Here is a 25,476-nt window from a genome sequence, read left to right on the forward strand (position 1 = left end):
TATGAATGCCACCTACCGCCATATCACCGTTCTGCTCGAGGAGGCCGTTTCCGCACTGGCCCCGCGGGAGGACGGCTGCTATCTGGACGGTACCTTCGGAAGAGGGGGGCATAGTCGAGCCTTGCTCGAGAAACTGGGCGCCGGGGGACGCCTGCTCGGATTCGACAAAGATCCCCAGGCCATCCAGACAGGAAAAGCATTGGCGGCCGAAGACGGCCGCTTCGTCATTGTGCAGCGCTCGTTCGCCGAACTGGGCGATGAGGTGCGCGCACGCGGTCTCGAAGGGCGGATCGATGGTGTCCTGCTCGACCTTGGCGTGTCGTCGCCGCAACTCGACGATCCCGAGCGCGGCTTCAGCTTCCTCAACGATGGTCCGCTGGACATGCGCATGAATCCCGGCCAGGGCATCAGCGCAGCGGAGTTCATCGCCAATGCCGCCGAAGAGGAAATCGCCCGGGTCTTCAAGGAATATGGCGAAGAGCGCTTCGCCAAGCGGATGGCTCGCGCCATCGTGCAGCGCCGCCAGGAGCGCCCGTTCGAACGGACCGCCGATCTGGCCGAAGTGATCACGGTTGCCAACCCTGCCTGGGAGAAGGGCAAGAATCCGGCGACCCGCGCATTCCAGGGCCTGCGCATCCATGTGAACAATGAGCTGGGCGATCTCGAGCGTGGCCTTGACGCCGCGCTCGAATCGCTGGCCGTCGGCGGCCGGCTGGTGGTGATCAGTTTCCATTCCCTGGAAGACCGCATCGTCAAGCTGTTCATGCGCAAGCACGCCAAGGGCGAGGCGGACAACCTGCCGCGCGACCTGCCGATCCGTTCCAAGGTCTTCGAGCCGCGCCTGAAGCTGCTGGGCAAGCCGCAGTACGCTTCGGAAGAAGAACTCAAGGCCAACCCGCGCTCGCGCAGCGCGGTCATGCGCGTGGCGGAGAAGCTGAGATGAGCCGTCTCTTCGTCAAGCGCCTGCCTACCGGCAGCTTCCTCATGTTGCTGCTTTATATAGGTCTGCTGCTCTCGGCGATTGCCGTGGCCTACAGCACCTACTGGAACCGGCAACTGCTCAACTCGCTGTATTCCGAGCTGAGCGTGCGCGACAAGGCGCAGGCCGAGTGGGGCCGGTTGATTCTCGAGCAGAGCACCTGGACCGCCCATAGCCGCATCGAAAGCCTGGCGGTGGAACAGTTGCGCATGCGCGTTCCCGACCCGGCCGAGGTCAGGATGGTGGCGCCATGAAACTGAACTATTTCCAGGGCGCCCTCTACCCATGGCGGTTCTGCGTGATCGTCGGCCTGCTGCTGGCGATGGTCGGCGCCATCGTCTGGCGAATCGTCGACCTGCACGTGATCGACCATGACTTCCTCAAGGGCCAGGGCGACGCGCGTAGCGTGCGGCATATCGCCATCCCTGCGCACCGGGGCCTGATCACTGACCGCAACGGCGAACCGCTGGCGGTGAGCACCCCGGTCACCACCCTGTGGGCCAACCCCAAGGAGCTGATGACCGCCAAGGAACGCTGGCCGCAACTGGCGGCGGCGCTCGGGCAGGATACCAAGCTGTTCGCCGACCGCATCGAGCAGAACGCCGAGCGCGAGTTCATCTATCTGGTCCGTGGGCTGACCCCGGAGCAGGGCGAAGGCGTGATCGCCCTGAAGGTGCCCGGCGTGTACTCCATCGAGGAGTTTCGGCGTTTCTACCCGGCTGGCGAAGTGGTGGCCCATGCGGTCGGCTTTACCGATGTCGACGACCGCGGTCGCGAAGGTATCGAGCTGGCTTTCGACGAATGGCTGGCCGGCGTGCCGGGCAAGCGCCAGGTGCTCAAGGATCGCCGTGGCCGCGTGATCAAGGACGTGCAGGTCACCAAGAATGCCAAACCGGGCAAGACCCTTGCGCTGTCCATCGACCTGCGCCTGCAGTACCTGGCTCATCGCGAACTGCGCAACGCTCTGCTGGAAAACGGCGCCAAGGCCGGCAGCTTGGTGATCATGGACGTGAAGACCGGGGAGATCCTGGCCATGACCAACCAGCCCACCTACAACCCGAACAATCGTCGTAACCTGCAGCCGGCGGCCATGCGCAACCGGGCGATGATCGACGTGTTCGAGCCGGGCTCGACGGTCAAGCCGTTCTCGATGAGCGCGGCGCTGGCCAGCGGGCGCTGGAAACCCAGCGATATCGTCGACGTCTACCCGGGCACCCTGCAGATCGGCCGCTACACCATTCGCGACGTATCGCGCAATTCGCGGCAACTCGATCTCACCGGCATCCTGATCAAGTCGAGCAACGTCGGCATCAGCAAGATCGCCTTCGACATCGGCGCCGAATCCATCTACTCGGTCATGCAACAGGTCGGCCTCGGGCAGGACACGGGGTTGGGCTTCCCCGGCGAGCGCGTCGGCAACCTGCCCAACCACCGCAAGTGGCCGAAGGCGGAAACCGCGACCCTGGCCTACGGCTACGGTCTCTCGGTAACCGCGATCCAGTTGGCGCATGCCTATGCGGCCCTGGCCAACGACGGCAAGAGCGTGCCGCTGAGCATGACCCGAGTCGACCGCGTGCCGGATGGCGTGCAGGTGATCTCGCCTGAAGTGGCTTCCACCGTGCAGGGCATGCTGCAACAAGTGGTCGAGGCCCAGGGCGGGGTGTTCCGCGCCCAGGTGCCGGGTTACCACGCCGCCGGCAAGAGCGGGACCGCGCGCAAGGTCTCGGTCGGCACCAAGGGCTACCGGGAAAACGCCTATCGCTCGCTGTTCGCCGGTTTCGCCCCGGCCACCGATCCGCGCATCGCGATGGTCGTGGTGATCGACGAGCCGAGCAAGGCGGGCTACTTCGGCGGCCTGGTGTCGGCGCCGGTGTTCAGCAAGGTCATGGCTGGCGCGCTGCGCCTGATGAACGTGCCGCCGGATAACCTGCCGACGGCCACCGAACAGCAGCAGGTCAATGCTGCGCCCGCAAAAGGAGGGCGTGGCTGATGCCTATGAGCCTGAACCAACTGTTTCCCCAGGCCGAGCGCGATCTGCTGATCCGCGAGCTGACCCTGGATAGCCGCGGCGTTCGTCCGGGCGACCTGTTCCTGGCGGTGCCGGGCGGGCGCCAGGATGGTCGTGCGCACATCGCCGATGCCCTGGCCAAGGGCGCGGCTGCCGTGGCTTACGAGGCGGAAGGCGCCGGAGAGCTGCCGCCCAGCGATGCGCCGCTGATCGCGGTGAAGGGGCTGGCCGCGCAACTGTCGGCGGTCGCCGGGCGTTTCTACGGCGAGCCGAGCCGCGGGCTGGACCTGATCGGCGTCACCGGCACCAACGGCAAGACCAGCGTCAGCCAACTGGTGGCCCAGGCCCTGGATCTGCTCGGCGAGCGCTGCGGCATCGTCGGCACCCTCGGCACCGGTTTCTACGGCGCCCTGGAGAGCGGCCGGCACACCACGCCGGACCCGCTCGCGGTGCAGGCCACGCTGGCCACGCTGAAGCAGGCCGGCGCCCGCGCGGTAGCGATGGAAGTGTCTTCCCACGGCCTCGACCAGGGCCGCGTGGCGGCGCTCGGTTTCGATATCGCGGTGTTCACCAATCTGTCCCGCGACCACCTCGACTATCACGGTTCGATGGAAGCCTATGCCGCCGCCAAGGCCAAGCTGTTCGCCTGGCCGGGCCTGCGCTGCCGGGTGATCAACCTGGACGACGATTTCGGCCGTCGACTGGCCGGCGAGGAACAGGACTCGGAGCTGATCACCTACAGCCTCACCGACAGCTCGGCCTTCCTCTATTGCCGCGAAGCGCGCTTCGGCGACGCCGGCATCGAGGCGGCACTGGTCACTCCGCACGGCGAGGGCCTGCTGCGCAGCCCGTTGCTCGGCCGCTTCAACCTGAGCAACCTGCTGGCGGCGGTCGGTGCGTTGCTTGGCCTGGGTTATCCCCTGGGCGATATCCTCCGCACCTTGCCGCAACTGCAGGGGCCGGTCGGCCGCATGCAGCGCCTGGGAGGCGGCGACAAGCCGCTGGTGGTGGTGGACTACGCGCATACTCCCGACGCCCTGGAAAAAGTCCTGGAGGCCCTGCGTCCGCACGCGGCCGCGCGCCTGCTGTGCCTGTTCGGCTGCGGCGGCGATCGCGATGCCGGCAAGCGTCCGCTGATGGCTGCGATCGCCGAACGCCTGGCGGATGGGGTGCTGGTCACCGACGACAACCCGCGCACCGAGGCCAGTGCGGCGATCATCGCCGATATCCGCAAAGGCTTCGCTGCCGCTGACAAGGTTACCTTCCTGCCGTCGCGCGGTGAGGCGATCGCCCATCTGATCGCTTCCGCTGCGGTGGATGACGTGGTGCTCCTGGCTGGCAAGGGTCACGAGGATTATCAGGAGATCGACGGCGTACGCCATCCGTTCTCCGACATCGAGCAGGCCGAGCGCGCCCTGGCCGCCTGGGAGGTGCCGCATGCTTGAGCCTCTTCGCCTCAGCCAGTTGACGGTCGCGCTGGACGCCCGCCTGATCGGCGAGGACGCCGTCTTTTCGGCGGTTTCCACCGACAGTCGCGCCATCGGGCCCGGCCAACTGTTCATTGCCCTGAGTGGGCCGCGTTTCGACGGCCACGACTATCTCGCCGAGGTTGCCGCCAAGGGCGCGGTGGCTGCGCTGGTGGAGCGCGAAGTCGCCGACGCGCCCCTGCCGCAATTGCTGGTGCGCGATACCCGTGCGGCCCTGGGGCGACTGGGCGCGCTGAACCGGCGCAAGTTCACCGGCCCGCTGGCGGCCATGACGGGCTCCAGCGGCAAGACCACGGTCAAGGAGATGCTCGCCAGCATCCTGCGTACCCAGGCCGGCGATGCCGAGTCGGTGCTGGCTACCCGTGGCAATCTGAACAACGACCTCGGCGTACCGCTGACCCTGCTGCAACTGGCGCCGCAGCACCGTAGCGCAGTGATCGAACTGGGCGCCTCGCGCATCGGCGAGATCGCCTACACGGTTGAGCTGACCCGCCCGCACGTGGCGATCATCACCAATGCCGGAACCGCCCATGTCGGCGAGTTCGGCGGACCGGAGAAGATCGTCGAGGCGAAGGGCGAGATACTCGAAGGGCTGGCCGCCGACGGCACCGCCGTGCTGAACCTGGACGACAAGGCCTTCGACACCTGGAAGGCCCGTGCCAGCGGCCGTCCGTTGCTGACTTTCTCCCTCGACCGGCCCCAGGCCGATTTCCGCGCCGCCGATCTGCAGCGCGATGCGCGTGGCTGCATGGGCTTCAGGCTGCAGGGCGTAGCGGGTGAAGCGCAGGTCCAGCTCAACCTGCTGGGGCGGCACAATGTCGCCAATGCCCTGGCTGCCGCCGCTGCCGCCCATGCACTGGGCGTGCCGCTGGATGGGATCGTCGCCGGGCTGCAGGCGCTGCAGCCGGTCAAGGGCCGCGCGGTAGCGCAACTGACCGCCAGCGGGCTGCGTGTGATAGACGACAGCTACAACGCCAACCCCGCGTCAATGCTGGCGGCGATTGATATACTGAGCGGCTTTTCCGGGCGCACCGTCCTGGTCCTCGGAGACATGGGCGAACTCGGTTCCTGGGCCGAGCAGGCCCACCGCGAGGTGGGCGCCTACGCCGCTGGCAAGGTGTCCGCGCTCTATGCGGTCGGACCGCTGATGGCCCACGCCGTACAGGCGTTCGGCGCCACGGGCCGGCACTTCGCCGACCAGGCCAGCCTGATCGGGGCGCTGGCCACCGAACAACCGACAACCACCATTTTGATCAAGGGTTCCCGCAGTGCGGCGATGGACAAAGTCGTCGCGGCGCTGTGCGGTTCCTCCGAGGAGAGTCACTAATGCTCCTGCTGCTGGCCGAATACCTGCAACAGTTCTACAAGGGCTTCGGCGTCTTCCAGTACCTGACCCTGCGCGGCATTCTCAGCGTGCTCACCGCGCTGTCGCTGTCGCTGTGGCTGGGGCCCTGGATGATCCGTACCTTGCAGATCCGCCAGATCGGCCAGGCCGTGCGCAACGACGGTCCGCAGTCGCACCTGTCGAAGAAGGGCACCCCGACCATGGGCGGCGCCCTGATCCTTACCGCCATAGCCATCAGCACGCTGCTGTGGGCGGATCTTTCCAACCGCTACGTGTGGGTAGTGCTGGTCGTTACCCTGCTGTTCGGTGCCATCGGCTGGGTGGACGACTACCGCAAGGTGATCGAGAAGAACTCCCGTGGCCTGCCGAGCCGCTGGAAGTACTTCTGGCAGTCGGTGTTCGGCATCGGCGCCGCCGTGTTCCTCTACATGACTGCCGAAACCCCGATCGAGACCACCCTGATCGTGCCGATGCTGAAGAGCGTCGAGATCCAGTTGGGCATCTTCTTCGTGGTCCTGACCTACTTCGTCATCGTCGGTTCGAGCAATGCAGTGAACCTCACCGACGGTCTCGACGGCCTGGCGATCATGCCGACGGTAATGGTTGCCGGCGCGCTGGGCATCTTCTGCTACCTGTCGGGCAACGTGAAGTTCGCCGAGTACCTGTTGATTCCCAACGTACCGGGCGCCGGCGAGCTGATCGTGTTCTGCGCCGCGCTGGTCGGCGCCGGCCTCGGCTTCCTCTGGTTCAACACCTATCCGGCGCAGGTCTTCATGGGCGACGTCGGCGCGTTGGCGCTGGGCGCCGCGCTGGGCACCATCGCGGTGATCGTGCGCCAGGAAATTGTGCTGTTCATCATGGGTGGGGTGTTCGTCATGGAAACCCTCTCGGTGATGATCCAGGTCGCTTCCTTCAAGCTGACCGGACGCCGCGTCTTCCGCATGGCGCCGATCCATCACCATTTCGAACTGAAAGGCTGGCCGGAGCCGCGCGTGATCGTGCGCTTCTGGATCATCACCGTGATCCTGGTGCTGATCGGCCTCGCCACCTTGAAGCTGCGTTGAGGACGAAGAGAGCATGAGCCTGATCGCCTCCGACCACTTCCGCATCGTTGTCGGCCTCGGCAAGAGCGGCATGTCCCTGGTGCGCTACCTGGCGCGCCGCGGCCTGCCTTTCGCCGTGGTCGATACCCGAGAGAACCCGCCGGAGCTGGCCACCCTGCGTGCCCAGTATCCGCAGGTGGAAGTGCGTTGCGGCGAACTCGACGCCGAGTTCCTCTGCTCCGCCCGCGAACTCTACGTCAGCCCCGGCTTGTCGCTGCGCACCCCCGCGCTGGTACAGGCCGCCGCGAAAGGCGTGCGCATCTCCGGTGACATCGATCTCTTCGCCCGCGAGGCGAAGGCCCCGATCGTCGCCATCACCGGTTCCAACGCGAAGAGCACCGTGACCACCCTGGTGGGCGAAATGGCGGTGGCCGCGGACAAGCGTGTCGCCGTCGGCGGCAACCTCGGCACCCCGGCGCTCGACCTGCTGGCCGACGACATCGAGCTGTACGTGTTGGAGCTGTCGAGCTTCCAGCTGGAAACCTGCGATCGCCTCAACGCCGAGGTGGCGACCGTGCTGAACGTCAGCGAAGACCATATGGATCGCTACGACGGCATGGCTGACTACCACCTGGCCAAGCACCGGATCTTCCGCGGTGCCCGCCAGGTCGTGGTGAATCGCGCCGATGCCCTGACCCGACCGCTGATCGCCGATACCGTGCCGTGCTGGTCGTTCGGCCTGAACAAGCCGGACTTCAAGGCTTTCGGCCTGATCGAGGAAGACGGCCAGAAGTGGCTGGCGTTCCAGTTCGACAAGCTGCTGCCGGTTGGCGAACTGAAGATCCGTGGCGCCCACAACTATTCCAACGCGCTCGCCGCGCTGGCGCTGGGCCATGCGGTCGGCCTGCCGTTCGACGCCATGCTCGGCGCGCTGAAGGCGTTTTCCGGCCTGGCTCATCGCTGCCAGTGGGTACGCGAGCGGCAGGGCGTGAGCTACTACGACGATTCCAAGGCCACCAACGTCGGCGCCGCCCTGGCGGCGATCGAGGGGCTGGGTGCCGACATCGACGGCAAGCTGGTGCTGCTCGCCGGCGGAGACGGCAAGGGCGCCGATTTCCATGACCTGCGCGAGCCGGTCGCGCGCTTCTGCCGGGCGGTGGTACTGCTTGGCCGTGACGCCGAGCTGATTGCCCAGGCACTGGGCAACGCGGTACCGCTGGTGCGCGTCGCAACGCTGGACGAAGCAGTCCGGCAGGCCGCCGAGCTGGCCCGCGAAGGCGATGCGGTGCTGTTGTCGCCGGCCTGCGCGAGCCTGGACATGTTCAAGAACTTCGAAGAACGCGGACGCCTGTTCGCCAAAGCCGTAGAGGAGCTAGCGTGATGCTGTCGGTGTTGCGCCCCTTCCCGTCGCCGCTGTTGAGCCGGCACGGCATCGACCTGGACTTCCCGCTGCTGGCGGGTTGCCTGGCGCTGCTCGGCCTCGGCCTGGTGATGGTGACTTCCGCCTCTTCCGAGGTGGCGGCGGCGCAGTCGGGCAACCCGCTGTACTTCTCCGTCCGTCACCTGATCTACCTGGTGATCGGCCTGATTTCCTGCGGCCTGACCATGATGGTCCCGATGGCCACCTGGCAGCGTTGGGGCTGGAAGCTGTTGCTGGTCGCCTTCGGCCTGCTGGTGCTGGTGATCACCCCCGGTATCGGCCGCGAGGTGAACGGCTCGATGCGCTGGATCGGCTTCGGCCTGTTCAACATCCAGCCTTCGGAGATCGCCAAGGTCTGCGTGGTGATCTTCATGGCCGGCTACCTGATCCGCCGCCAGCAGGAGGTCCGGGAAAGCTGGATGGGCTTCTTCAAGCCCTTCGTGGTGTTGCTGCCGATGGCCGGCCTGCTGCTGCGCGAGCCGGACTTCGGCGCCACCGTGGTAATGATGGGCGCTGCCGCGGCCATGCTGTTCCTCGGCGGGGTGGGGCTGTTCCGCTTCGGCCTGATGGTGCTGCTGGCGGTCGGCGCGGTGGTCCTGCTGATCCAGACCCAGCCCTACCGGATGGCACGCCTGACCAACTTCACCGACCCCTGGGCCGACCAGTTCGGCGCCGGCTATCAGTTGAGCCAGGCGCTGATCGCCTTCGGCCGCGGCGGCTGGTTGGGCATGGGACTGGGCAACAGCATCCAGAAGCAGTTCTACCTGCCGGAGGCGCACACCGATTTCGTCTTCGCCGTGCTTGCAGAGGAGCTGGGCATCGTCGGCGCCCTGGCGACCGTCGCCCTGTTCGTGTTCGTCAGCCTGCGCGCGCTGTACATCGGCATCTGGGCCGAGCAGGCCAAGCAGTTCTTCTCCGCCTACGTGGCCTACGGCCTGGCCTTCCTCTGGATCGGCCAGTTCCTGATCAACATCGGGGTGAACGTCGGCCTGCTGCCGACCAAGGGCCTGACCCTGCCGTTCCTCAGCTACGGCGGCAGTTCGCTGGTGATCTGCTGTGCCTGTCTGGGGATGTTGCTGCGCATCGAATGGGAACGGCGAACCCACCTGGGTAGCGAGGAATATGAGTTCAACGAAGAGGACTTTGCCGATGAAAGGTAATGTCCTGATCATGGCGGGTGGCACCGGCGGACACGTGTTCCCGGCGCTCGCCTGTGCGCGGGAGTTCCAGGCGCGCGGCTATGCCGTGCACTGGCTGGGGACGCCGCGCGGCATCGAGAATGACCTGGTACCCAAGGCCGGCCTGCCGTTGCACCTGATCCAGGTCAGCGGGCTGCGCGGCAAGGGCCTGAAGTCGCTGGTCAAGGCGCCGCTGGAGCTGCTCAAGTCGCTGTTCCAGGCGCTGCGGGTGATCCGCCAGCTGAGGCCGGTCTGCGTGCTCGGCCTGGGTGGCTATGTCACCGGCCCGGGCGGCCTGGCTGCGCGCCTCAACGGCGTGCCGCTGGTGATCCACGAGCAGAACGCCGTGGCCGGCACCGCCAACCGCAGCCTGGCGCCGATCGCCAGGCGCGTCTGCGAGGCATTCCCGGATACCTTCCCGGCCAGTGACAAGCGTCTGACCACCGGCAATCCGGTGCGCGGCGAGCTATTCCTCGACGCGCACGCCCGCGCGCCGCTGACCGGCCGTCGGGTCAATCTGCTGGTGCTCGGCGGCAGCCTTGGCGCGGAACCGCTGAACAAGCTGTTGCCAGAGGCCCTGGCGCAGGTGCCGCTGGAAATCCGTCCGGCAATCCGCCATCAGGCCGGTCGTCAGCATGCCGAGATTACCGCCGAGCGTTATCGCACAGTGGCGGTCGAAGCGGACGTCGCGCCCTTCATCAGCGACATGGCCGCGGCCTATGCCTGGGCCGACCTGGTGATCTGTCGCGCCGGCGCGCTGACCGTCAGCGAGCTGACGGCGGCGGGATTGCCCGCCTTCCTGGTGCCGTTGCCTCACGCGATCGACGATCACCAGACCCGCAATGCCGAATTCCTGGTACGCAGCGGCGCCGGCCGCCTGCTGCCGCAAAAGTCTACCGGCGCGGCCGAACTGGCCGCGCAGCTGTCCGAGGTCCTGATGCATCCCGAAACCCTGCGCTCCATGGCAGACCAGGCACGCAGCCTGGCGAAACCCGAGGCTACCCGGACGGTGGTCGATGCCTGCCTGGAGGTGGCCCGTGGTTAAAGAACCGAATGGCGTCACCCGGACCATGCGCCGTATCCGCCGCATCCATTTCGTCGGCATCGGCGGCGCCGGTATGTGCGGGATCGCCGAAGTGCTGCTGAACCTCGGCTACGAGGTATCCGGCTCGGACCTCAAGGCCTCGGCGGTGACCGAGCGCCTGGAGAAGTTCGGCGCGCAGATCTTCATCGGTCACCAGGCGGAAAACGCCGACGGCGCCGACGTGCTGGTGGTGTCCAGTGCCATCAACCGGGCCAACCCGGAAGTGGCATCGGCCCTGGAACGGCGGATTCCGGTGGTGCCGCGTGCGGAGATGCTCGCCGAGCTGATGCGCTACCGGCACGGCATCGCGGTAGCCGGCACCCACGGCAAGACCACCACTACCAGCCTGATCGCCTCGGTGTTCGCCGCCGGCGGCCTGGACCCGACCTTCGTCATCGGCGGCCGGCTGAACGCCGCCGGGACCAACGCCCAGCTCGGCGCCAGCCGCTACCTGGTGGCCGAGGCCGACGAGAGCGACGCCAGCTTCCTGCACCTGCAACCGATGGTCGCGGTGGTCACCAATATCGACGCCGACCACATGGCGACCTACGGCGGCGACTTCAACAAGCTGAAGAAGACCTTCGTCGAGTTCCTCCACAACCTGCCGTTCTACGGACTGGCGGTGATGTGCGTGGATGATCCGGTTGTGCGTGAGATCCTCCCGCAGATCGCCCGCCCGACCGTGACCTACGGCCTCAGCGAAGACGCCGACGTGCGCGCGATCAACATCCGCCAGGAAGGCATGCGCACCTGGTTCACCGTGTTGCGCCCGGAGCGCGAGCCGCTGGACGTCTCGGTGAACATGCCCGGCCTGCACAACGTGCTGAATTCCCTGGCGACCATCGTCATCGCTACCGACGAGGGCATCTCCGACGAAGCCATCGTCCAGGGGCTGTCCGGCTTCCAGGGCGTAGGCCGGCGCTTCCAGGTCTACGGCGAGCTGCAGGTCGAGGGTGGCAGCGTGATGCTGGTGGACGATTACGGCCACCATCCGCGCGAAGTCGCCGCGGTGATCAAGGCGATCCGTGGCGGTTGGCCGGAGCGTCGCCTGGTGATGGTCTACCAGCCGCATCGCTATACCCGTACCCGCGACCTGTACGAAGACTTCGTGCAGGTGCTGGGCGAAGCCAACGTGCTGCTGTTGATGGAGGTCTATCCGGCCGGCGAAGAGCCGATCCCGGGAGCCGACAGCCGCCAGCTGTGCCACAGCATCCGCCAGCGCGGCCAGCTTGACCCGATCTACTTCGAGCGCGACGCCGACCTGGCGCCGCTGGTCAAGCCGCTGCTGCGCGCTGGCGACATCCTGCTTTGCCAGGGCGCTGGCGATGTCGGCGGCCTGGCCCCGCAACTGATCAAGAACCCGCTGTTCGCCGGCAAGGGAGGGAAGGGCGCATGAACCTTTGCCTCGATAGCCTGCTGAACGGCACCCAGGATCCCAAGGCGTTCGGCCGTGTCGCCGTGCTGTTCGGCGGCAAGAGCGCCGAGCGCGAGGTGTCGCTGAAGTCCGGCGCGATGGTCCTGCAATCCCTGCTGGCCGCCGGGGTCGATGCCTTCGGCATCGATGTCGGCGAAGACCTGCTGCAACGCCTGGTCGAGGAGAAGATCGACCGTGCCTTCATCATTCTCCACGGTCGTGGCGGCGAGGATGGCAGCATGCAGGGCCTGCTCGAGTGCGCGGGCATTCCCTACACCGGCAGCGGCGTGCTGGCCTCGGCGCTGGCGATGGACAAGCTGCGGACCAAGCGGGTCTGGCTCAGCCTCGGCCTGCCGACCCCGGACTACGCGGTGCTGGCCAGCGAGGATGACTGCCGCGAAGCGGCGCAGCGACTGGGTTTCCCGCTGATCGTCAAGCCGGCTCACGAAGGCTCGAGCATCGGCATGGCCAAGGTCGGCGGGCTCGACGAATTGATCGCGGCGTGGCGCGAAGCGGCCCGCTACGACTCGCAGGTGCTGGTCGAGCAGTGGATCAGCGGCCCGGAATTCACCGTGGCGACCTTGCGCGGGCAGGTGCTGCCGGCGATCCGCCTGGGCACGCCGCACACCTTCTACGACTACGACGCCAAGTACCTGGCCAGCGATACCCGCTACCAGGTGCCCTGCGGTCTCGACGAGGCCAAGGAACGCGAGCTGAAGGAACTCACCGCGCGCGCCTGCGACGCCCTGGGCATCCAGGGCTGGGGGCGGGCGGACGTGATGCAGGACGCCGAAGGGCGTTTCTGGCTGCTTGAAGTCAACACCGCACCGGGCATGACCGACCACAGCCTGGTGCCTATGGCCGCGCGGGCCGCCGGCCTGGATTTCCAGCAACTGGTGCTGGCGATCCTGGCCGATAGCCGCGAGGCGAGGGGATAAGCCATGAATGGCGTACTGCTCCGTCATCAGCAACCCGGTGGACTCGGCCGCGCTCCGCGCAAGCCGATGCCGCGCGGCGCCAGCCGTCTGGTGGCCAAGGAACCGCTGAGCGTGCGCCTGCCGAAAGCCGACTTCAGTTTCCTCAAGTACCTGGCCTGGCCGCTGTTGCTGGCCGTTCTCGGCTATGGCGCCTATCGCGGCGCCGAGTACATCCTGCCGTACGCCGACCGGCCGATCGCCAAGGTCAGTGTCGAGGGCGACCTCAGCTACATCAGCCAGCGCGCGGTGCAGCAGCGGATCTCCCCGTACCTGGCGGCGAGCTTCTTCACCATCGACCTGGCGGGCATGCGCGGGCAACTGGAACAGATGCCCTGGATCGCCCACGCCGAGGTGCGCCGGGTGTGGCCGGACCAAGTGGTGATCCGCCTGGACGAGCAACTGCCGATCGCCCGGTGGGGCGACGAAGCGCTGCTGAACAACCAGGGACAGGCTTTTACGCCAAAGGAGCTGGCGAATTATGAACATCTGCCCCGCTTGCATGGTCCACAGCGGGCGCAACAGCAGGTGATGCAGCAATACCAGTTGCTCAGCCAGTTGCTGCGTCCCCTCGGGTTCTCCATCGCCCGCCTGGAAATGAGCGATCGCGGCGGTTGGGCGCTGACCACGGCCCAGGGCGTCGAGATCCAGATCGGGCGCGACCACGTGGTAGACAAAATTCGCCGCTTCGTAAGCATCTACGACAAGGCACTCAAAGATCAGATTTCGAACATTGCGCGGATCGACCTGCGTTACCCCAACGGCCTCGCCGTTGCGTGGCGCGAGCCGGTCACGCCCGCGACGGTGGCCACGGCCAGCGCCGTGCAGTGAGTTGAGGAGACAGTAATAACCATGGCAAGCGTGCAGAGCGGCAAGATGATCGTCGGCCTCGACATCGGTACCTCCAAGGTGGTGGCGCTGGTGGGCGAGGTGACGGCCGATGGCCAGCTGGAGGTCGTTGGCATCGGTACTCATCCGTCCCGCGGCCTGAAGAAGGGCGTGGTGGTGAACATCGAGTCCACCGTGCAGTCGATCCAGCGCGCCATCGACGAGGCCCAGCAGATGGCCGGTTGCCGTATCCACTCGGCGTTCGTCGGCATCGCCGGCAACCACATCCGCAGCCTCAATTCCCACGGCATCGTGGCGATCCGCGATCGCGAGGTGAACCCGGCGGATATCGAACGGGTACTGGATGCCGCCCAGGCGGTGGCGATCCCGGCGGACCAGCGGGTGCTGCATACCCTGGCCCAGGATTACGTGATCGATAACCAGGAAGGCGTGCGCGAGCCGCTGGGCATGTCCGGGGTGCGCCTGGAAGCCAAGGTGCACGTGGTGACCTGCGCGGTGAATGCTTCGCAGAACATCGAGAAGTGCGTGCGCCGCTGCGGCCTCGAGGTCGACGACATCATCCTCGAGCAGTTGGCCTCGGCCTATTCGGTGCTGACCGAGGACGAGAAGGAACTGGGCGTGTGCCTGGTGGATATCGGCGGCGGCACCACCGATATCGCGATCTTCACCGAAGGCGCGATCCGCCATACCGCGGTGATCCCGATCGCCGGCGACCAGGTCACCAATGACATCGCCATGGCCCTGCGTACGCCGACCCAGTACGCGGAAGAGATCAAGATCCGCTACGCCTGCGCCCTGGCCAAGCTGGCCGGTGCCGGCGAGACCATCAAGGTGCCCAGCGTCGGCGACCGGCCGCCGCGCGAACTGTCGCGCCAGGCCCTGGCCGAAGTGGTCGAGCCTCGTTACGACGAGCTGTTCACCCTGGTCCAGGCCGAGCTGCGCCGCAGCGGCTACGAGGACCTGATCCCGGCAGGGATCGTCCTCACCGGCGGCACCTCGAAGATGGAAGGCGCGGTCGAGCTGGCCGAGGAAATCTTCCACATGCCGGTACGCCTCGGCGTGCCGTATAGCGTGAAGGGCCTCACCGACGTGGTGCGCAACCCGATCTATTCGACGGGCGTCGGCCTGCTGATGTACGGACTGCAGAAGCAGTCCGATGGCATGTCGATGTCTGTGTCAGGCAGCAGCTACAGCAGCGACGAACCCAAGGCACCTGTCCTGGAGCGGCTCAAACGCTGGGTCCAGGGCAATTTCTGATTCAACGCGGTAACAGTAGGCGACAAAACTAGAAAGGAAGGAGAGGGGAAATGTTTGAACTGGTCGATAACATCGCACAAACCGCCGTCATAAAAGTGATCGGTGTAGGTGGTGGTGGCGGCAACGCCGTCAATCACATGGCCAAGAACAACGTCGAGGGCGTCGAGTTCATCTGCGCCAACACCGACGCACAAGCGCTGAAGAACATCGCGGCGCGCACCGTTCTGCAACTCGGCCCGGGCGTCACCAAGGGGCTGGGTGCCGGCGCCAATCCGGAAGTCGGTCGTCAGGCGGCTCTGGAAGATCGCGAGCGCATTTCCGAAGTGCTGGAAGGCGCCGACATGGTCTTCATCACCACCGGCATGGGTGGCGGCACCGGTACCGGCGCCGCGCCGATCATCGCCGAAGTGGCGAAGGAAATGGGCATCCTCACCGTCGCGGTGGTGACCCGCCCGTTCCCGTTCGAAGGTCGCAAGCGCATGCAGATCGCCGACGAGGGCATCCGTGCGCTGGCCGAGAGCGTCGATTCGCTGATCACCATCCCGAACGAGAAGCTGCTGACCATCCTCGGCAAGGACGCCAGCCTGCTGGCCGCCTTCGCCAAGGCCGATGACGTGCTGGCCGGTGCCGTGCGCGGTATCTCCGACATCATCAAGCGTCCGGGCATGATCAACGTCGACTTCGCCGACGTGAAGACCGTCATGAGCGAAATGGGCATGGCGATGATGGGTACCGGCTGCGCCAGCGGTCCGAACCGTGCCCGCGAGGCCACCGAGGCGGCAATCCGCAACCCGCTGCTGGAAGACGTCAACCTGCAGGGCGCGCGCGGCATCCTGGTGAACATCACCGCGGGTCCGGACCTGTCCCTGGGCGAGTACTCCGATGTCGGCAACATCATCGAACAGTTCGCTTCCGAGCACGCCACTGTGAAGGTGGGCACCGTGATCGACGCGGACATGCGCGATGAGCTGCACGTCACCGTAGTCGCCACCGGCCTGGGCGCGCGCCTGGAGAAGCCGGTGAAGGTCGTCGACAACACCGTGCAGGGCAGTGCAACCCAGGCAGCCGCTCCGGCCCAGCGCGAGCAGCAGTCGGTGAACTACCGCGACCTCGACCGTCCTACCGTGATGCGCAACCAGTCTCACGGCAGCGCGGCGACCGCGGCCAAGCTGAACCCGCAGGATGACCTGGATTACCTGGATATCCCGGCGTTCCTGCGTCGTCAGGCCGATTGAAGTAATTAATCAGGAGTAGAGATGTGATTGGTGTTCAGCAAAGGCCGGTTCTGCTATCATCGCCGGCCATTGTTGAAAACAGTTCGCAGTCAGCGCTTAAGCGGCCAAAGCCATGATCAAACAACGCACCTTGAAGAACATCATCCGGGCTACTGGCGTCGGTCTGCACTCGGGGGAAAAGGTTTACCTGACCCTGAAACCGGCGCCGGTGGACACCGGTATCGTGTTCTGCCGCACCGACCTGGATCCGGTCGTGGAAATCCCGGCCCGGGCCGAGAACGTCGGCGAAACCACCATGTCGACCACCCTGGTCAAGGGTGACGTCAAAGTGGATACGGTGGAGCACCTGCTCTCGGCCATGGCCGGCCTGGGTATCGACAACGCCTACGTCGAGCTGTCCGCTTCGGAAGTGCCGATCATGGATGGCAGCGCTGGTCCGTTCGTATTCCTGATCCAGTCCGCCGGATTGCAAGAGCAGGAAGCTGCCAAGAAGTTCATCCGCATCAAGCGCGAAGTCAGCGTGGAAGAGGGCGACAAGCGCGCCGTCTTCGTTCCGTTCGACGGCTTCAAGGTCAGCTTCGAGATCGATTTCGATCATCCGGTCTTCCGTGGTCGCACCCAGCAGGCCTCGGTCGATTTCTCCAGTACTTCCTTCGTCAAGGAGGTCAGCCGCGCCCGTACCTTCGGGTTCATGCGCGACATCGAGTACCTGCGTTCGCAGAACCTGGCACTCGGCGGTAGCGTGGAGAACGCGATCGTGGTCGACGAGAACCGCGTGCTCAACGAAGACGGCCTGCGTTACGAGGACGAGTTCGTCAAGCACAAGATCCTGGATGCCATCGGCGACCTGTATCTGCTCGGCAACAGTCTTATCGGCGAGTTCCGTGGCTTCAAGTCCGGCCATGCCCTGAACAACCAACTGCTGCGTACGTTGATCGCAGACAAGGATGCTTGGGAAGTGGTGACCTTCGAAGACGCGCGTACCGCGCCTATTTCCTATATGCGCCCGGCGGCGGCAGTGTAGGAAAACTCTCCTTTCCATATTTGGAGGCCACCTCAGGGTGGCCTCTTTTTATTTCGGGATTTATTCTTGCCGGCTTTTCTCGGCGCGGCTTGCCAACCGCTCGAGCGCTTCCCGCAGGCGTGGATTGCCGACGATCTCGGCGGATTCGCGAAGGTTTTCCGCCGCGACGGCAGACAGGGTCAAGCTGCGACGTGCCGCACGTTGTGTGGACGTGGTGGGTTGCACCTTGAAAAGGATTTTCGCTAAGTTCGCGAATTCTTCGAAAGCCTGCAGCTGCCGCTGCAGGCGCCGCTGCTGATAGCGCAGGCGTGTGGCCCAGTGGCCATCGGTGACGATCAGCAGCAGGCAACCGCCGCGCCACGAAGCCACATGGCAGTACGGGCGCGCCGCCGGTTGCAACTGGCTTTCCAGCAGTTGCTGCAGGCGGCAGATGCGCTGGGCTTCGGCGAACAGCATCTGCAGCGGCCTGGCCTGGCGCAGCAACTGGGTCGATGCCTGGGCGGGCAAGGGACGAAAAGACATGGCGGGAAGCCTGGGGGTTACTGAGTCGGAATGGTAGCAGAAAGCGTTTCGCTACTGCCGGCCCGTATGAAGGATAAGTCATGCACATCATTTTTCTGAGCCGGCACCATGGGGCCGCTCGCTCCGTCCATCTGCAGCCGCGGTTGCTGATGCTGGCCGGGGCCTGCGTGGTCGGTGCCAGCCTGTTGGCCGGGGGCTTCATGGGCGCCTGGCTGTTCCGCGCGCCGGCTCCGGTGGCCGGCATCGAAGTCGATGCCGCGCTGCAGGCGCAGAGCGCCGAGATCAGCAGCGCCCGCGAGGACGCGCAGCGGCAGATGGACGCACTGAGCGTGCATCTCGGCGAACTGCAGGCGCGCCTGGTTCGGCTGGATGCCCTCGGCGAACGTCTCACCGAGCTGGCCGACGTCGACCCCGACGAGTTCGACTTCTCCCTGAGCGTCGGCCAGGGTGGCGTCGACGAACCGCTGGAGGGCAGCGCCTATGCCCCGCCGTCGTTCATGGCGACGCTAGACGAACTGGCGGCACGCCTGGATACCCGCGAGCAGCAGCTCGAGGTGCTGGAGCAACTGCTCGCCGACAAGCACATCAGCCAGTCGACCTACCTGGCCGGCCAGCCGGTGCGCCAGGGCTACATCTCCTCGCCGTTCGGGCGCCGGGTCAATCCGGTGAGCGGCCGCCTGAGCATGCACAAGGGCATCGACTTCGCCGCGCCGGCTGGCAGCGACGTGGTGGCCGTGGCGGCGGGGGTGGTGACCTGGTCCGGGCGCAAGAACGGCTATGGCAACGTGGTCGAGGTCGGGCACGCCGATGGCTACACCACGTTGTATGCCCATAACCAGAAGAACCTGGTCGAGGTCGGTGACCTGGTCAAGCGCGGCCAGGTGCTGGCCAAGGTCGGCAGCACCGGACGCTCCACCGGCTACCACGTACATTTCGAAGTGATGAAGGATGGCCGGGTAATGAATCCGCAAAGCTTCATCGCACGCGCGTCTGTTTCCGAGTGAGCGACGCGCATTGATCTGCTGTACTTTTCTCATACCCGTTTCCGGGTAGAATGTTCCCTTTCATGCCGTTGATCGGCACGGGCCGCCGGATGGGTGAGCCTTCCATTCCCCACGTGTGGATGACCAAGTCGATATGTTTGCGCCTTTGTTGAAGAAACTCTTTGGAAGCAAGAACGAGCGTGATGTAAAGCGCATGGCCAAGGCTGTACAGGCCATCAATGCGCTCGAGCCCCAGATGGTGGCGCTCTCCGACGAGCAGTTGAAGGCGAAAACGGCTGAATTCCAGCAGCGCTACGCCAAGGGCGAAACGCTCGACCAATTGCTGCCCGAGGCCTTCGCCGTGGTTCGCGAGGCTGGCAAGCGGGTGATGGGCATGCGCCACTTCGACGTCCAGCTGATCGGTGGCATGACCCTGCACGACGGCAAGATCGCCGAAATGCGTACCGGCGAGGGCAAGACCCTGGTGGGCACCCTGCCGGTCTACCTCAACGCGCTGTCCGGCAAGGGCGTGCACGTGGTCACGGTGAACGACTACCTGGCGCGCCGCGACGCCAACTGGATGCGCCCGCTGTACGAGTTCCTCGGCCTCAGCGTCGGCGTGGTCACTCCCTTCCAGCCGCCGGAAGACAAGCGCGCCGCCTACGCCGCCGACATCACCTACGGCACCAACAACGAATTCGGCTTCGATTACCTGCGCGACAACATGGCCTTCAGCCTGGACGACAAGTTCCAGCGCGAGCTGAACTTCGCCGTGGTCGACGAAGTGGACTCGATCCTCATCGACGAGGCGCGTACCCCGCTGATCATCTCCGGCCAGGCCGAAGACAGCTCCGAGCTGTACATCAAGATCAACAAGCTGATCCCGCGTCTCAAGCGCCAGGTCGAAGAGGTCGAGGGCAAGCCGACCGAGGAAGGCCACTACAGCATCGACGAGAAGACCCGCCAGGTCGAACTCAACGAGCAGGGCCACCAGTTCATCGAGGACCTGCTGAGCCAGAACGGCCTGCTCGGCGAAGGCGAGAGCCTCTACTCGGCGCACAACCTGAGCCTGCTGACCCACGTTTACGCAGCGCTGCGCGCGCACACCCTGTTCCACCGCAACGTCGAGTACATCGTCCAGGGCGACCAGATCCTCCTGATCGACGAGCACACCGGCCGCACCATGCCTGGCCGTCGCCTGTCCGAGGGCTTGCACCAGGCCATCGAGGCGAAGGAAGGCCTGCCGATCCAGGCCGAGAGCCAGACCCTGGCCTCCACCACCTTCCAGAACTATTTCCGCCTGTACAACAAGCTGGCCGGCATGACCGGCACCGCCGATACCGAGGCCTTCGAGTTCCGCCAGATCTACGGTCTCGACGTGGTGGTGATCCCGACCCACCGGCCGATCGCGCGCAAGGACTTCAACGACCTGGTCTACCTGACCCAGGAAGAGAAGTACGCGGCGATCATCACCGACATCAAGCAGTGCCAGGCCCTCGGCCGGCCGATCCTGGTCGGCACCGCGTCGATCGAGAGTTCCGAGTACGTTTCCAAGCTGTTGCAAGAGGCAGGCATCGAGCACAAGGTGCTCAACGCCAAGTACCACGAGAAGGAAGCCGAGATCATCGCCCAGGCTGGCGCGCCCGGTTCGGTGACCATCGCCACCAACATGGCCGGCCGCGGTACCGACATCCTCCTCGGCGGCAACTGGGAAGTCGAAGTCGCGGCCCTGGAGAACCCCACCGAGGAGCAGATCGCCCAGATCAAGGCCGAATGGCAGAAGCGCCACCAGCAGGTGATCGAGGCGGGCGGCCTGCACGTGATCGCCTCCGAGCGCCACGAGTCCCGCCGGATCGACAACCAGTTGCGCGGCCGTGCCGGTCGTCAGGGCGACCCGGGTTCCAGCCGCTTCTACCTGTCGCTGGAAGACAACCTGATGCGGATCTTCGCCTCCGACCGGGTGAAGAACTTCATGAAGGCGCTGGGCATGCAGTCCGGCGAGGCGATCGAGCACCGCATGGTGACCAACGCCATCGAGAAGGCCCAGCGCAAGGTCGAAGGGCGCAACTTCGACATCCGCAAGCAACTGCTGGAATTCGATGACGTAGCCAACGAGCAGCGCAAGGTGATCTACCACATGCGCAATACCCTGCTGTCGGCAGAGGACGTGGGCGAGACCATCAAGGAATTCCGCGAGGAAACCCTCAGCGCCACCATCAACCAGCACATTCCGCCGCAGTCGCTGCCCGAGCAGTGGGACATCGAAGGCCTGGAGGCTGCGCTGTACAGCGACTTCGCCGTGCGCCTGCCGATCCAGCAGTGGCTGGACGAAGACGACAAGCTGTACGAGGAAACCCTGCGTAGCAAGATCCTCGAGCAGATCGTCGCCGCCTACTACGAGAAGGAAGAGCTGGCCGGCGCCGAAGCCCTGCGCGCCTTCGAGAAGCAGATGCTGCTGCGGGTGCTGGACGACCTGTGGAAGGACCACCTGTCGACCATGGACCACCTGCGGCACGGCATCCACCTGCGTGGCTACGCGCAGAAGAATCCGAAGCAGGAATACAAGCGCGAGTCCTTCACCCTGTTCCAGGAGCTGCTGGACTCGATCAAGCGCGACACCATCCGCGTGCTGTCCCACGTCCAGGTCCGTCGCGAAGACCCGGCCGAAGAGGAGGCCCGCCTGCGTCGCGAGGCGGAGGAACTGGCCAAGCGCATGCAGTTCCAGCACGCCGAGGCTCCCTCGATGGAGCAGGCCGTGGCCGGCGAGGAAGAAGAGCTTCCCGAGGGCCCGGCTCCGGTCGTGCCGCTCGAGCCTGTGCGCAACGAGCAGAAGATCGGCCGCAACGAGCCTTGCCCGTGCGGTTCCGGCAAGAAATACAAGCACTGCCACGGGCAGCTGGACTAAGCTTCCCGCCTGGTTCACCAACGCCGCGACCGGTCCTGCCGCTCGCGGCGTTTGTTCGAATTGGCGCCAGCCCGGCGCCGATGCGTTTTCCGTCACGCCGTCGCAGACGGCATCGAGTCCACTGTTTGGTAAAGGAGCGCGTTCCCATGGCTGTCGGTCTTGGCCCCCTGTCCACCCTGCACCCGGTCCCCGGTTTCGAACTCGGCATCGCTTCCGCCGGCATCAAGCGACCGGGGCGCAAAGACGTGGTGGTCATGCGCTGCGCCGAAGGCTCCAGCGTGGCCGGGGTGTTCACTCTGAACGCGTTCTGTGCCGCGCCGGTGACCCTGGCCAAACAGCGTTTCCTCGGTGAGGTGCGCTACCTGCTGACCAATACCGGCAACGCCAACGCCGGTACCGGCGAGGCCGGCCTCGTCGCCGCCGCGCAAACCTGCGCCAAGCTCGCCGAACTGGCCGGGGTCGCCGAGACTTCGGTGCTGCCATATTCCACCGGGGTGATCGGCGAGCCCCTGCCGGTGGCCAAGATCGAGGCGGCGTTGCCTGCGGCCCTGGCCGACCTGGCCGAGGACCACTGGGCCGAAGCTGCCGCGGGGATCATGACCACCGATACCCTGCCCAAGGGCGCCAGCCGCCAGTTCGTGCACGATGGCGTGACCGTGACCGTCACCGGGATCAGCAAGGGCGCCGGGATGATCAAGCCGAACATGGCGACCATGCTCGGTTATATCGCCACCGACGCCAAGGTCGCCCAGGGCGTGCTGCAGGATCTGTTGCGCGACGCCGCCAACAAGTCCTTCAACCGCATCACCATCGACGGCGATACCTCCACCAACGACTGCTGCATGCTGATCGCCACCGGTCGCGCGGCGCTGCCGGAAGTCACCCAGGCCAGCGGCGCGCTGTTCGCCGCGTTGAAGCAAGCGGTACTGGAGGTTTCCATGGAGCTGGCCCAGGCCATCGTTCGCGACGGCGAGGGCGCGACCAAGTTCGTCACTGTTCAGGTCAACGGCGGCGCCACCCACCAGGAGTGCCTGGATGTCGGCTATGCCGTGGCCCACTCGCCGCTGATCAAGACCGCGCTGTTCGCCTCCGACCCGAACTGGGGACGCATCCTCGCCGCGGTCGGACGTGCCGGCGTGGCCAATCTGGACGTGAGCAAGATCGACGTGTTCCTTGGCGACGTCTGTATCGCCAGCCGTGGCGGCCGGGCGGCCAGTTACACCGAGGAACAGGGCGCGGCGGTGATGGCCCAGGCCGAGATCGGCATCCGCATCGAACTGGGACGCGGCACCTGCAGCGAGTCCATCTGGACCACCGACCTGTCCCACGAATACGTGAAGATCAACGCAGAGTACCGCACCTGAAGCCAGGCATTCCGATCCTTCATCGATGGATGAAAATCGGGAATTTGCCATCGGTCCGTGCGCCTCTTAAGTTCTCTGGTGCATGGCCGTCCGCGTCGGGCGGCCGAAGAGGAGAGGCGCATGGCCCTGACCATCGTGATTGGCAATCGCAATGACTCGTCCTGGTCGCTGCGGGGCTGGCTGGCCCTGCGCATGAGCGGGGCGGCGTTCGACGAGATCCTCGTCCCGCTGGGGCGGCCCGATACCCGGGAGCGGATCCTGCAATATTCGCCGACCGGCAAGGTGCCCTTGCTGAAAAGCGAGGATGGCGACATCTGGGATTCCCTGGCCATCGCCGAGTACCTCGCCGAGCGCTTCCCCGAGGCCCACCTGTGGCCGCGCGGCGAGGCGGCGCGGGCGCTGGCCCGTTCGGTTTGCGCGGAAATGCACAGCGGTTTCGCCGCGTTGCGCGGCGAGCTGCCGATGGACCTGCGGCGCCAGCAGCCATTGGTGGAATTGTCCGAGGCGACACGACAGGATATTCAACGTATCTGCGAAGCCTGGGCGGATTGCCGGCGGCGCTTCGGCCAGGACGGTCTGTTCCTGTTCGGCCACGCCAGCCTGGCGGATGCGTTCTACGCACCGGTGGCGGCGCGTTTCCGCAGTTATGCGGTGGAGTTGCCGGATATCGCCCGGACCTATGTCGAGACGATTTATCAGTGGCCTGCGTTCCGCGCCTGGTACGACGCGGCATTGCGCGAGCAGGCCGGTAGTTGATGGCCGTCCGCCGCTTGCGGTGCGTGACGGCAGTAGCGAGGAGATGATCCGTGAAACGAGTACATGTCGCCGCGGCCGTGATTCGTGGCTCCGATGGCCGGGTGCTGATCGCCCGGCGGCCGGAAGACAAGCACCAGGGCGGCCTGTGGGAGTTTCCCGGGGGCAAGGTGGAGGACGGCGAGCCGGTGCGCGCGGCGTTGGCCCGTGAGCTGGAAGAGGAACTGGGCATCCGTGTCGAGCGGGCCCGGCCGCTGATCCAGGTCCGGCACGACTATGCCGACAAGCACGTCCTGCTCGATGTCTGGGAGGTCGACGGGTTTTCCGGCGAAGCCCACGGCGCCGAGGGCCAACCGCTGGCCTGGGTGGAGCCGCGCGAGCTGGCCGACTACGAGTTCCCCGCCGCCAACGCGCCGATCGTCCAGGCCGCGCGCCTGCCGGCGCACTACCTGATCACCCCGGACGGATTGGAGCCGGGCGAGCTGATCAGCGGCGTACGCAAGGCGGTGGAGGCGGGCATCCGCCTGATCCAGTTGCGCGCGCCGAACATGTTCAGTCCCGAATACCGCGATCTCGCCATCGATATCCAGGGACTCTGCGCCGGCAAGGCGCAACTGATGCTGAAAGGCCCGCTGGAGTGGCTGGGCGACTTCCCGGCTGCCGGTTGGCACCTGACCTCCGCTCAACTGCGCAAATACGCCAGCGCCGGTCGGCCGTTCCCCGAAGGGCGCCTGCTGGCCGCCTCCTGCCACGACGCGGATGAACTGGCCCTGGCTGCCTCGATGGGAGTGGAGTTCGTCACTCTTTCGCCGGTACAGCCGACCGAGAGCCATCCCGGCGAGCCGGCGCTGGGTTGGGACAAGGCCGCCGAACTGATCGCCGGCTTCAACCAGCCGGTCTACCTGCTGGGTGGCCTCGGTCCGCAGCAAGCCGAGCAGGCTTGGGAGCATGGAGCCCAAGGCGTGGCGGGTATCCGTGCGTTCTGGCCGGGCGGCCTTTGACGGTGGAATGAAGAAAAAAGGAGGCTTCGGCCTCCTTTTTTTCGTCTCGATGCCGAGCCCTCGCTCGCCGTCAGTCCGGTTTTGCCGCTGCTTCCCAGAGAATCTCCGCCACGCCCTGGCGCCGGGCGATGGCGCGGGCGGCGACGAACAGCAGGTCGGAGAGCCGGTTCAGGTAGCGCAGGCCGACGCCCTCCAGCGTTTCCTCCTGGTCCAGCGCCTGGCAGCGCCGTTCGGCGCTGCGCGCCAGGCTGCGGCAGACATGGGCCTGGGCGACCAGGCGGGAACCGCCGGGGAGGATGAAATTCTTCAGCGGGCCCAGCTCGTCGTTCCAGCGGTCGATGCAGCTTTCCAGGCGTGCCACTTCCGTCTCGTCCAGGGCCCGATACTCCGGCATCGCCAGCTCCCCGCCGAGGTCGAACAGGCGGTGTTGCACCGGCGCCAGCGCCTGGACGATCTCCTCCAGGCCGGGATATGCGCCACGCGCTTCCAGCAGCTCGGCAAGGAGCAGGCCCAACTGGCTGTTCAATTCGTCCACCGCGCCGATCGCCTCGATGCGTGGATGGCTCTTGGGCACCCGGCGTCCGCCGGCCAGGCCGGTCTCGCCGCGGTCGCCGGTACGGGTGTAGATCTTCGACAATCGATTGCCCATGG

The 25,476-nt window shown here is 65.9% G+C and carries 22 protein-coding genes; 20 read left to right on the forward strand and 2 right to left on the reverse strand.

The annotated features are described in order from the left end of the window. Position 1 precedes the first annotated feature (1 nt). From rsmH to lpxC, 15 genes are all read left to right on the forward strand, one after another. Positions 2–943, forward strand: a complete 942-nt coding sequence (rsmH, locus tag FHW81_RS25370; protein ID WP_003103102.1) for a 16S rRNA (cytosine(1402)-N(4))-methyltransferase RsmH — start codon at positions 2–4, stop codon at positions 941–943. Further along, the gene (gene ftsL, locus FHW81_RS25375) at positions 940–1,233 is read left to right on the forward strand and encodes a cell division protein FtsL (RefSeq protein ID WP_003094142.1); all 294 of its coding nucleotides are present in this window, start codon (positions 940–942) and stop codon (positions 1,231–1,233) included. Before rsmH ends, ftsL begins: the two co-directional genes overlap by 4 nt. After that, complete coding sequence (gene ftsI, locus FHW81_RS25380) at positions 1,230–2,969, forward strand: peptidoglycan D,D-transpeptidase FtsI (protein WP_003094139.1); 1,740 nt, start codon at positions 1,230–1,232, stop codon at positions 2,967–2,969. The genes ftsL and ftsI overlap by 4 nt, the downstream gene beginning before the upstream one ends. Beyond that, positions 2,969–4,432 carry a UDP-N-acetylmuramoyl-L-alanyl-D-glutamate--2,6-diaminopimelate ligase gene (locus FHW81_RS25385; protein WP_003094133.1) on the forward strand — a complete coding sequence of 488 codons (1,464 nt, stop codon included), beginning with the start codon at positions 2,969–2,971 and terminating at the stop codon, positions 4,430–4,432. The genes ftsI and FHW81_RS25385 overlap by 1 nt, the downstream gene beginning before the upstream one ends. Next, positions 4,425–5,801, forward strand: coding sequence for a UDP-N-acetylmuramoyl-tripeptide--D-alanyl-D-alanine ligase (locus FHW81_RS25390; RefSeq protein WP_003103103.1), 1,377 nt, complete (start codon positions 4,425–4,427; stop codon positions 5,799–5,801). Before FHW81_RS25385 ends, FHW81_RS25390 begins: the two co-directional genes overlap by 8 nt. Continuing rightward, positions 5,801–6,883: a phospho-N-acetylmuramoyl-pentapeptide-transferase gene (gene mraY / locus FHW81_RS25395; RefSeq protein WP_003094129.1), complete on the forward strand. Its 1,083-nt coding sequence runs from the start codon at positions 5,801–5,803 to the stop codon at positions 6,881–6,883. The genes FHW81_RS25390 and mraY overlap by 1 nt, the downstream gene beginning before the upstream one ends. 13 nt (positions 6,884–6,896) lie before the next feature. Continuing rightward, positions 6,897–8,243 carry a UDP-N-acetylmuramoyl-L-alanine--D-glutamate ligase gene (murD, locus tag FHW81_RS25400; protein ID WP_003161468.1) on the forward strand — a complete coding sequence of 449 codons (1,347 nt, stop codon included), beginning with the start codon at positions 6,897–6,899 and terminating at the stop codon, positions 8,241–8,243. Further along, positions 8,243–9,442 (forward strand): putative lipid II flippase FtsW, encoded by a 1,200-nt coding sequence (gene ftsW / locus FHW81_RS25405; RefSeq protein ID WP_003094125.1) that lies wholly within the window; start codon positions 8,243–8,245, stop codon positions 9,440–9,442. The genes murD and ftsW overlap by 1 nt, the downstream gene beginning before the upstream one ends. Beyond that, a complete protein-coding gene (gene murG, locus FHW81_RS25410; protein WP_003103107.1) occupies positions 9,432–10,505 on the forward strand; it encodes an undecaprenyldiphospho-muramoylpentapeptide beta-N-acetylglucosaminyltransferase in 1,074 nt (357 codons plus the stop codon). Before ftsW ends, murG begins: the two co-directional genes overlap by 11 nt. Then, positions 10,498–11,940 carry a UDP-N-acetylmuramate--L-alanine ligase gene (murC, locus tag FHW81_RS25415; protein WP_003094121.1) on the forward strand — a complete coding sequence of 481 codons (1,443 nt, stop codon included), beginning with the start codon at positions 10,498–10,500 and terminating at the stop codon, positions 11,938–11,940. Before murG ends, murC begins: the two co-directional genes overlap by 8 nt. Next, positions 11,937–12,896 carry a D-alanine--D-alanine ligase gene (locus FHW81_RS25420; protein ID WP_003103113.1) on the forward strand — a complete coding sequence of 320 codons (960 nt, stop codon included), beginning with the start codon at positions 11,937–11,939 and terminating at the stop codon, positions 12,894–12,896. The genes murC and FHW81_RS25420 overlap by 4 nt, the downstream gene beginning before the upstream one ends. A gap of 3 nt (positions 12,897–12,899) precedes the next feature. Beyond that, positions 12,900–13,763 (forward strand): cell division protein FtsQ/DivIB, encoded by an 864-nt coding sequence (locus tag FHW81_RS25425; RefSeq protein WP_003094118.1) that lies wholly within the window; start codon positions 12,900–12,902, stop codon positions 13,761–13,763. 21 nt (positions 13,764–13,784) lie between these two features. Then, positions 13,785–15,038, forward strand: a complete 1,254-nt coding sequence (gene ftsA, locus FHW81_RS25430; RefSeq protein WP_003094115.1) for a cell division protein FtsA — start codon at positions 13,785–13,787, stop codon at positions 15,036–15,038. A 50-nt stretch (positions 15,039–15,088) separates the two neighbouring features. After that, the gene (gene ftsZ / locus FHW81_RS25435; RefSeq protein WP_003103118.1) at positions 15,089–16,273 is read left to right on the forward strand and encodes a cell division protein FtsZ; all 1,185 of its coding nucleotides are present in this window, start codon (positions 15,089–15,091) and stop codon (positions 16,271–16,273) included. Positions 16,274–16,385: 112 nt separating this feature from the next. Beyond that, a complete protein-coding gene (gene lpxC, locus FHW81_RS25440) occupies positions 16,386–17,297 on the forward strand; it encodes a UDP-3-O-acyl-N-acetylglucosamine deacetylase (protein WP_003094111.1) in 912 nt (303 codons plus the stop codon). A gap of 60 nt (positions 17,298–17,357) precedes the next feature. Here lpxC and FHW81_RS25445 read toward each other — a convergent pair whose 3' ends face one another. Further along, positions 17,358–17,819 carry a DciA family protein gene (locus FHW81_RS25445; protein ID WP_003148130.1) on the reverse strand — a complete coding sequence of 154 codons (462 nt, stop codon included), beginning with the start codon at positions 17,817–17,819 and terminating at the stop codon, positions 17,358–17,360. Positions 17,820–17,899: 80 nt separating this feature from the next. On the opposite strand from FHW81_RS25445, the gene FHW81_RS25450 reads away from it, so the two are divergent. The 5 genes from FHW81_RS25450 (at position 17,900) to FHW81_RS25470 (ending at position 24,825) form a co-directional block, all read left to right on the forward strand. Then, a complete protein-coding gene (locus FHW81_RS25450; RefSeq protein ID WP_003094103.1) occupies positions 17,900–18,823 on the forward strand; it encodes a M23 family metallopeptidase in 924 nt (307 codons plus the stop codon). 133 nt (positions 18,824–18,956) lie between these two features. Continuing rightward, positions 18,957–21,707, forward strand: a complete 2,751-nt coding sequence (secA, locus tag FHW81_RS25455) for a preprotein translocase subunit SecA (protein WP_003112752.1) — start codon at positions 18,957–18,959, stop codon at positions 21,705–21,707. 146 nt (positions 21,708–21,853) lie between these two features. Beyond that, positions 21,854–23,071: a bifunctional glutamate N-acetyltransferase/amino-acid acetyltransferase ArgJ gene (argJ, locus tag FHW81_RS25460; RefSeq protein WP_033980823.1), complete on the forward strand. Its 1,218-nt coding sequence runs from the start codon at positions 21,854–21,856 to the stop codon at positions 23,069–23,071. 120 nt (positions 23,072–23,191) lie between these two features. Beyond that, complete coding sequence (locus tag FHW81_RS25465) at positions 23,192–23,827, forward strand: glutathione S-transferase family protein (RefSeq protein ID WP_003106511.1); 636 nt, start codon at positions 23,192–23,194, stop codon at positions 23,825–23,827. Between the two features lie 50 nt (positions 23,828–23,877). Continuing rightward, a complete protein-coding gene (locus tag FHW81_RS25470) occupies positions 23,878–24,825 on the forward strand; it encodes a Nudix family hydrolase (protein ID WP_003094090.1) in 948 nt (315 codons plus the stop codon). Between the two features lie 70 nt (positions 24,826–24,895). Here FHW81_RS25470 and FHW81_RS25475 read toward each other — a convergent pair whose 3' ends face one another. Next, positions 24,896–25,474: a cob(I)yrinic acid a,c-diamide adenosyltransferase gene (locus FHW81_RS25475; protein ID WP_033980820.1), complete on the reverse strand. Its 579-nt coding sequence runs from the start codon at positions 25,472–25,474 to the stop codon at positions 24,896–24,898. Between the last annotated feature and the right edge of the window lie 2 nt (positions 25,475–25,476).

The organism is Pseudomonas sp. RC10-4-2 (assembly GCF_050433085.1).
In the GTDB taxonomy this organism is placed as follows: domain Bacteria; phylum Pseudomonadota; class Gammaproteobacteria; order Pseudomonadales; family Pseudomonadaceae; genus Pseudomonas; species Pseudomonas aeruginosa.

Excerpts from the sequence above, each read along its gene's own strand:
- ftsI (WP_003094139.1), top strand. The coding sequence starts at position 1,230 with ATGAAACTGAACTATTTCCAGGGCGCCCTCTACCCATGGCGGTTCTGC.
- murD (WP_003161468.1), top strand. The coding sequence starts at position 6,897 with ATGAGCCTGATCGCCTCCGACCACTTCCGCATCGTTGTCGGCCTCGGC.
- rsmH (WP_003103102.1), top strand. The coding sequence starts at position 2 with ATGAATGCCACCTACCGCCATATCACCGTTCTGCTCGAGGAGGCCGTT.
- FHW81_RS25465 (WP_003106511.1), top strand. The coding sequence starts at position 23,192 with ATGGCCCTGACCATCGTGATTGGCAATCGCAATGACTCGTCCTGGTCG.
- FHW81_RS25420 (WP_003103113.1), top strand. The coding sequence starts at position 11,937 with ATGAACCTTTGCCTCGATAGCCTGCTGAACGGCACCCAGGATCCCAAG.
- murG (WP_003103107.1), top strand. The coding sequence starts at position 9,432 with ATGAAAGGTAATGTCCTGATCATGGCGGGTGGCACCGGCGGACACGTG.
- ftsZ (WP_003103118.1), top strand. The coding sequence starts at position 15,089 with ATGTTTGAACTGGTCGATAACATCGCACAAACCGCCGTCATAAAAGTG.
- ftsW (WP_003094125.1), top strand. The coding sequence starts at position 8,243 with ATGCTGTCGGTGTTGCGCCCCTTCCCGTCGCCGCTGTTGAGCCGGCAC.
- mraY (WP_003094129.1), top strand. The coding sequence starts at position 5,801 with ATGCTCCTGCTGCTGGCCGAATACCTGCAACAGTTCTACAAGGGCTTC.
- ftsL (WP_003094142.1), top strand. The coding sequence starts at position 940 with ATGAGCCGTCTCTTCGTCAAGCGCCTGCCTACCGGCAGCTTCCTCATG.
- FHW81_RS25450 (WP_003094103.1), top strand. The coding sequence starts at position 17,900 with ATGCACATCATTTTTCTGAGCCGGCACCATGGGGCCGCTCGCTCCGTC.
- ftsA (WP_003094115.1), top strand. The coding sequence starts at position 13,785 with ATGGCAAGCGTGCAGAGCGGCAAGATGATCGTCGGCCTCGACATCGGT.
- FHW81_RS25390 (WP_003103103.1), top strand. The coding sequence starts at position 4,425 with ATGCTTGAGCCTCTTCGCCTCAGCCAGTTGACGGTCGCGCTGGACGCC.
- FHW81_RS25475 (WP_033980820.1), bottom strand. The coding sequence starts at position 25,474 with ATGGGCAATCGATTGTCGAAGATCTACACCCGTACCGGCGACCGCGGC.
- secA (WP_003112752.1), top strand. The coding sequence starts at position 18,957 with ATGTTTGCGCCTTTGTTGAAGAAACTCTTTGGAAGCAAGAACGAGCGT.
- lpxC (WP_003094111.1), top strand. The coding sequence starts at position 16,386 with ATGATCAAACAACGCACCTTGAAGAACATCATCCGGGCTACTGGCGTC.
- argJ (WP_033980823.1), top strand. The coding sequence starts at position 21,854 with ATGGCTGTCGGTCTTGGCCCCCTGTCCACCCTGCACCCGGTCCCCGGT.
- FHW81_RS25445 (WP_003148130.1), bottom strand. The coding sequence starts at position 17,819 with ATGTCTTTTCGTCCCTTGCCCGCCCAGGCATCGACCCAGTTGCTGCGC.
- FHW81_RS25385 (WP_003094133.1), top strand. The coding sequence starts at position 2,969 with ATGCCTATGAGCCTGAACCAACTGTTTCCCCAGGCCGAGCGCGATCTG.
- FHW81_RS25425 (WP_003094118.1), top strand. The coding sequence starts at position 12,900 with ATGAATGGCGTACTGCTCCGTCATCAGCAACCCGGTGGACTCGGCCGC.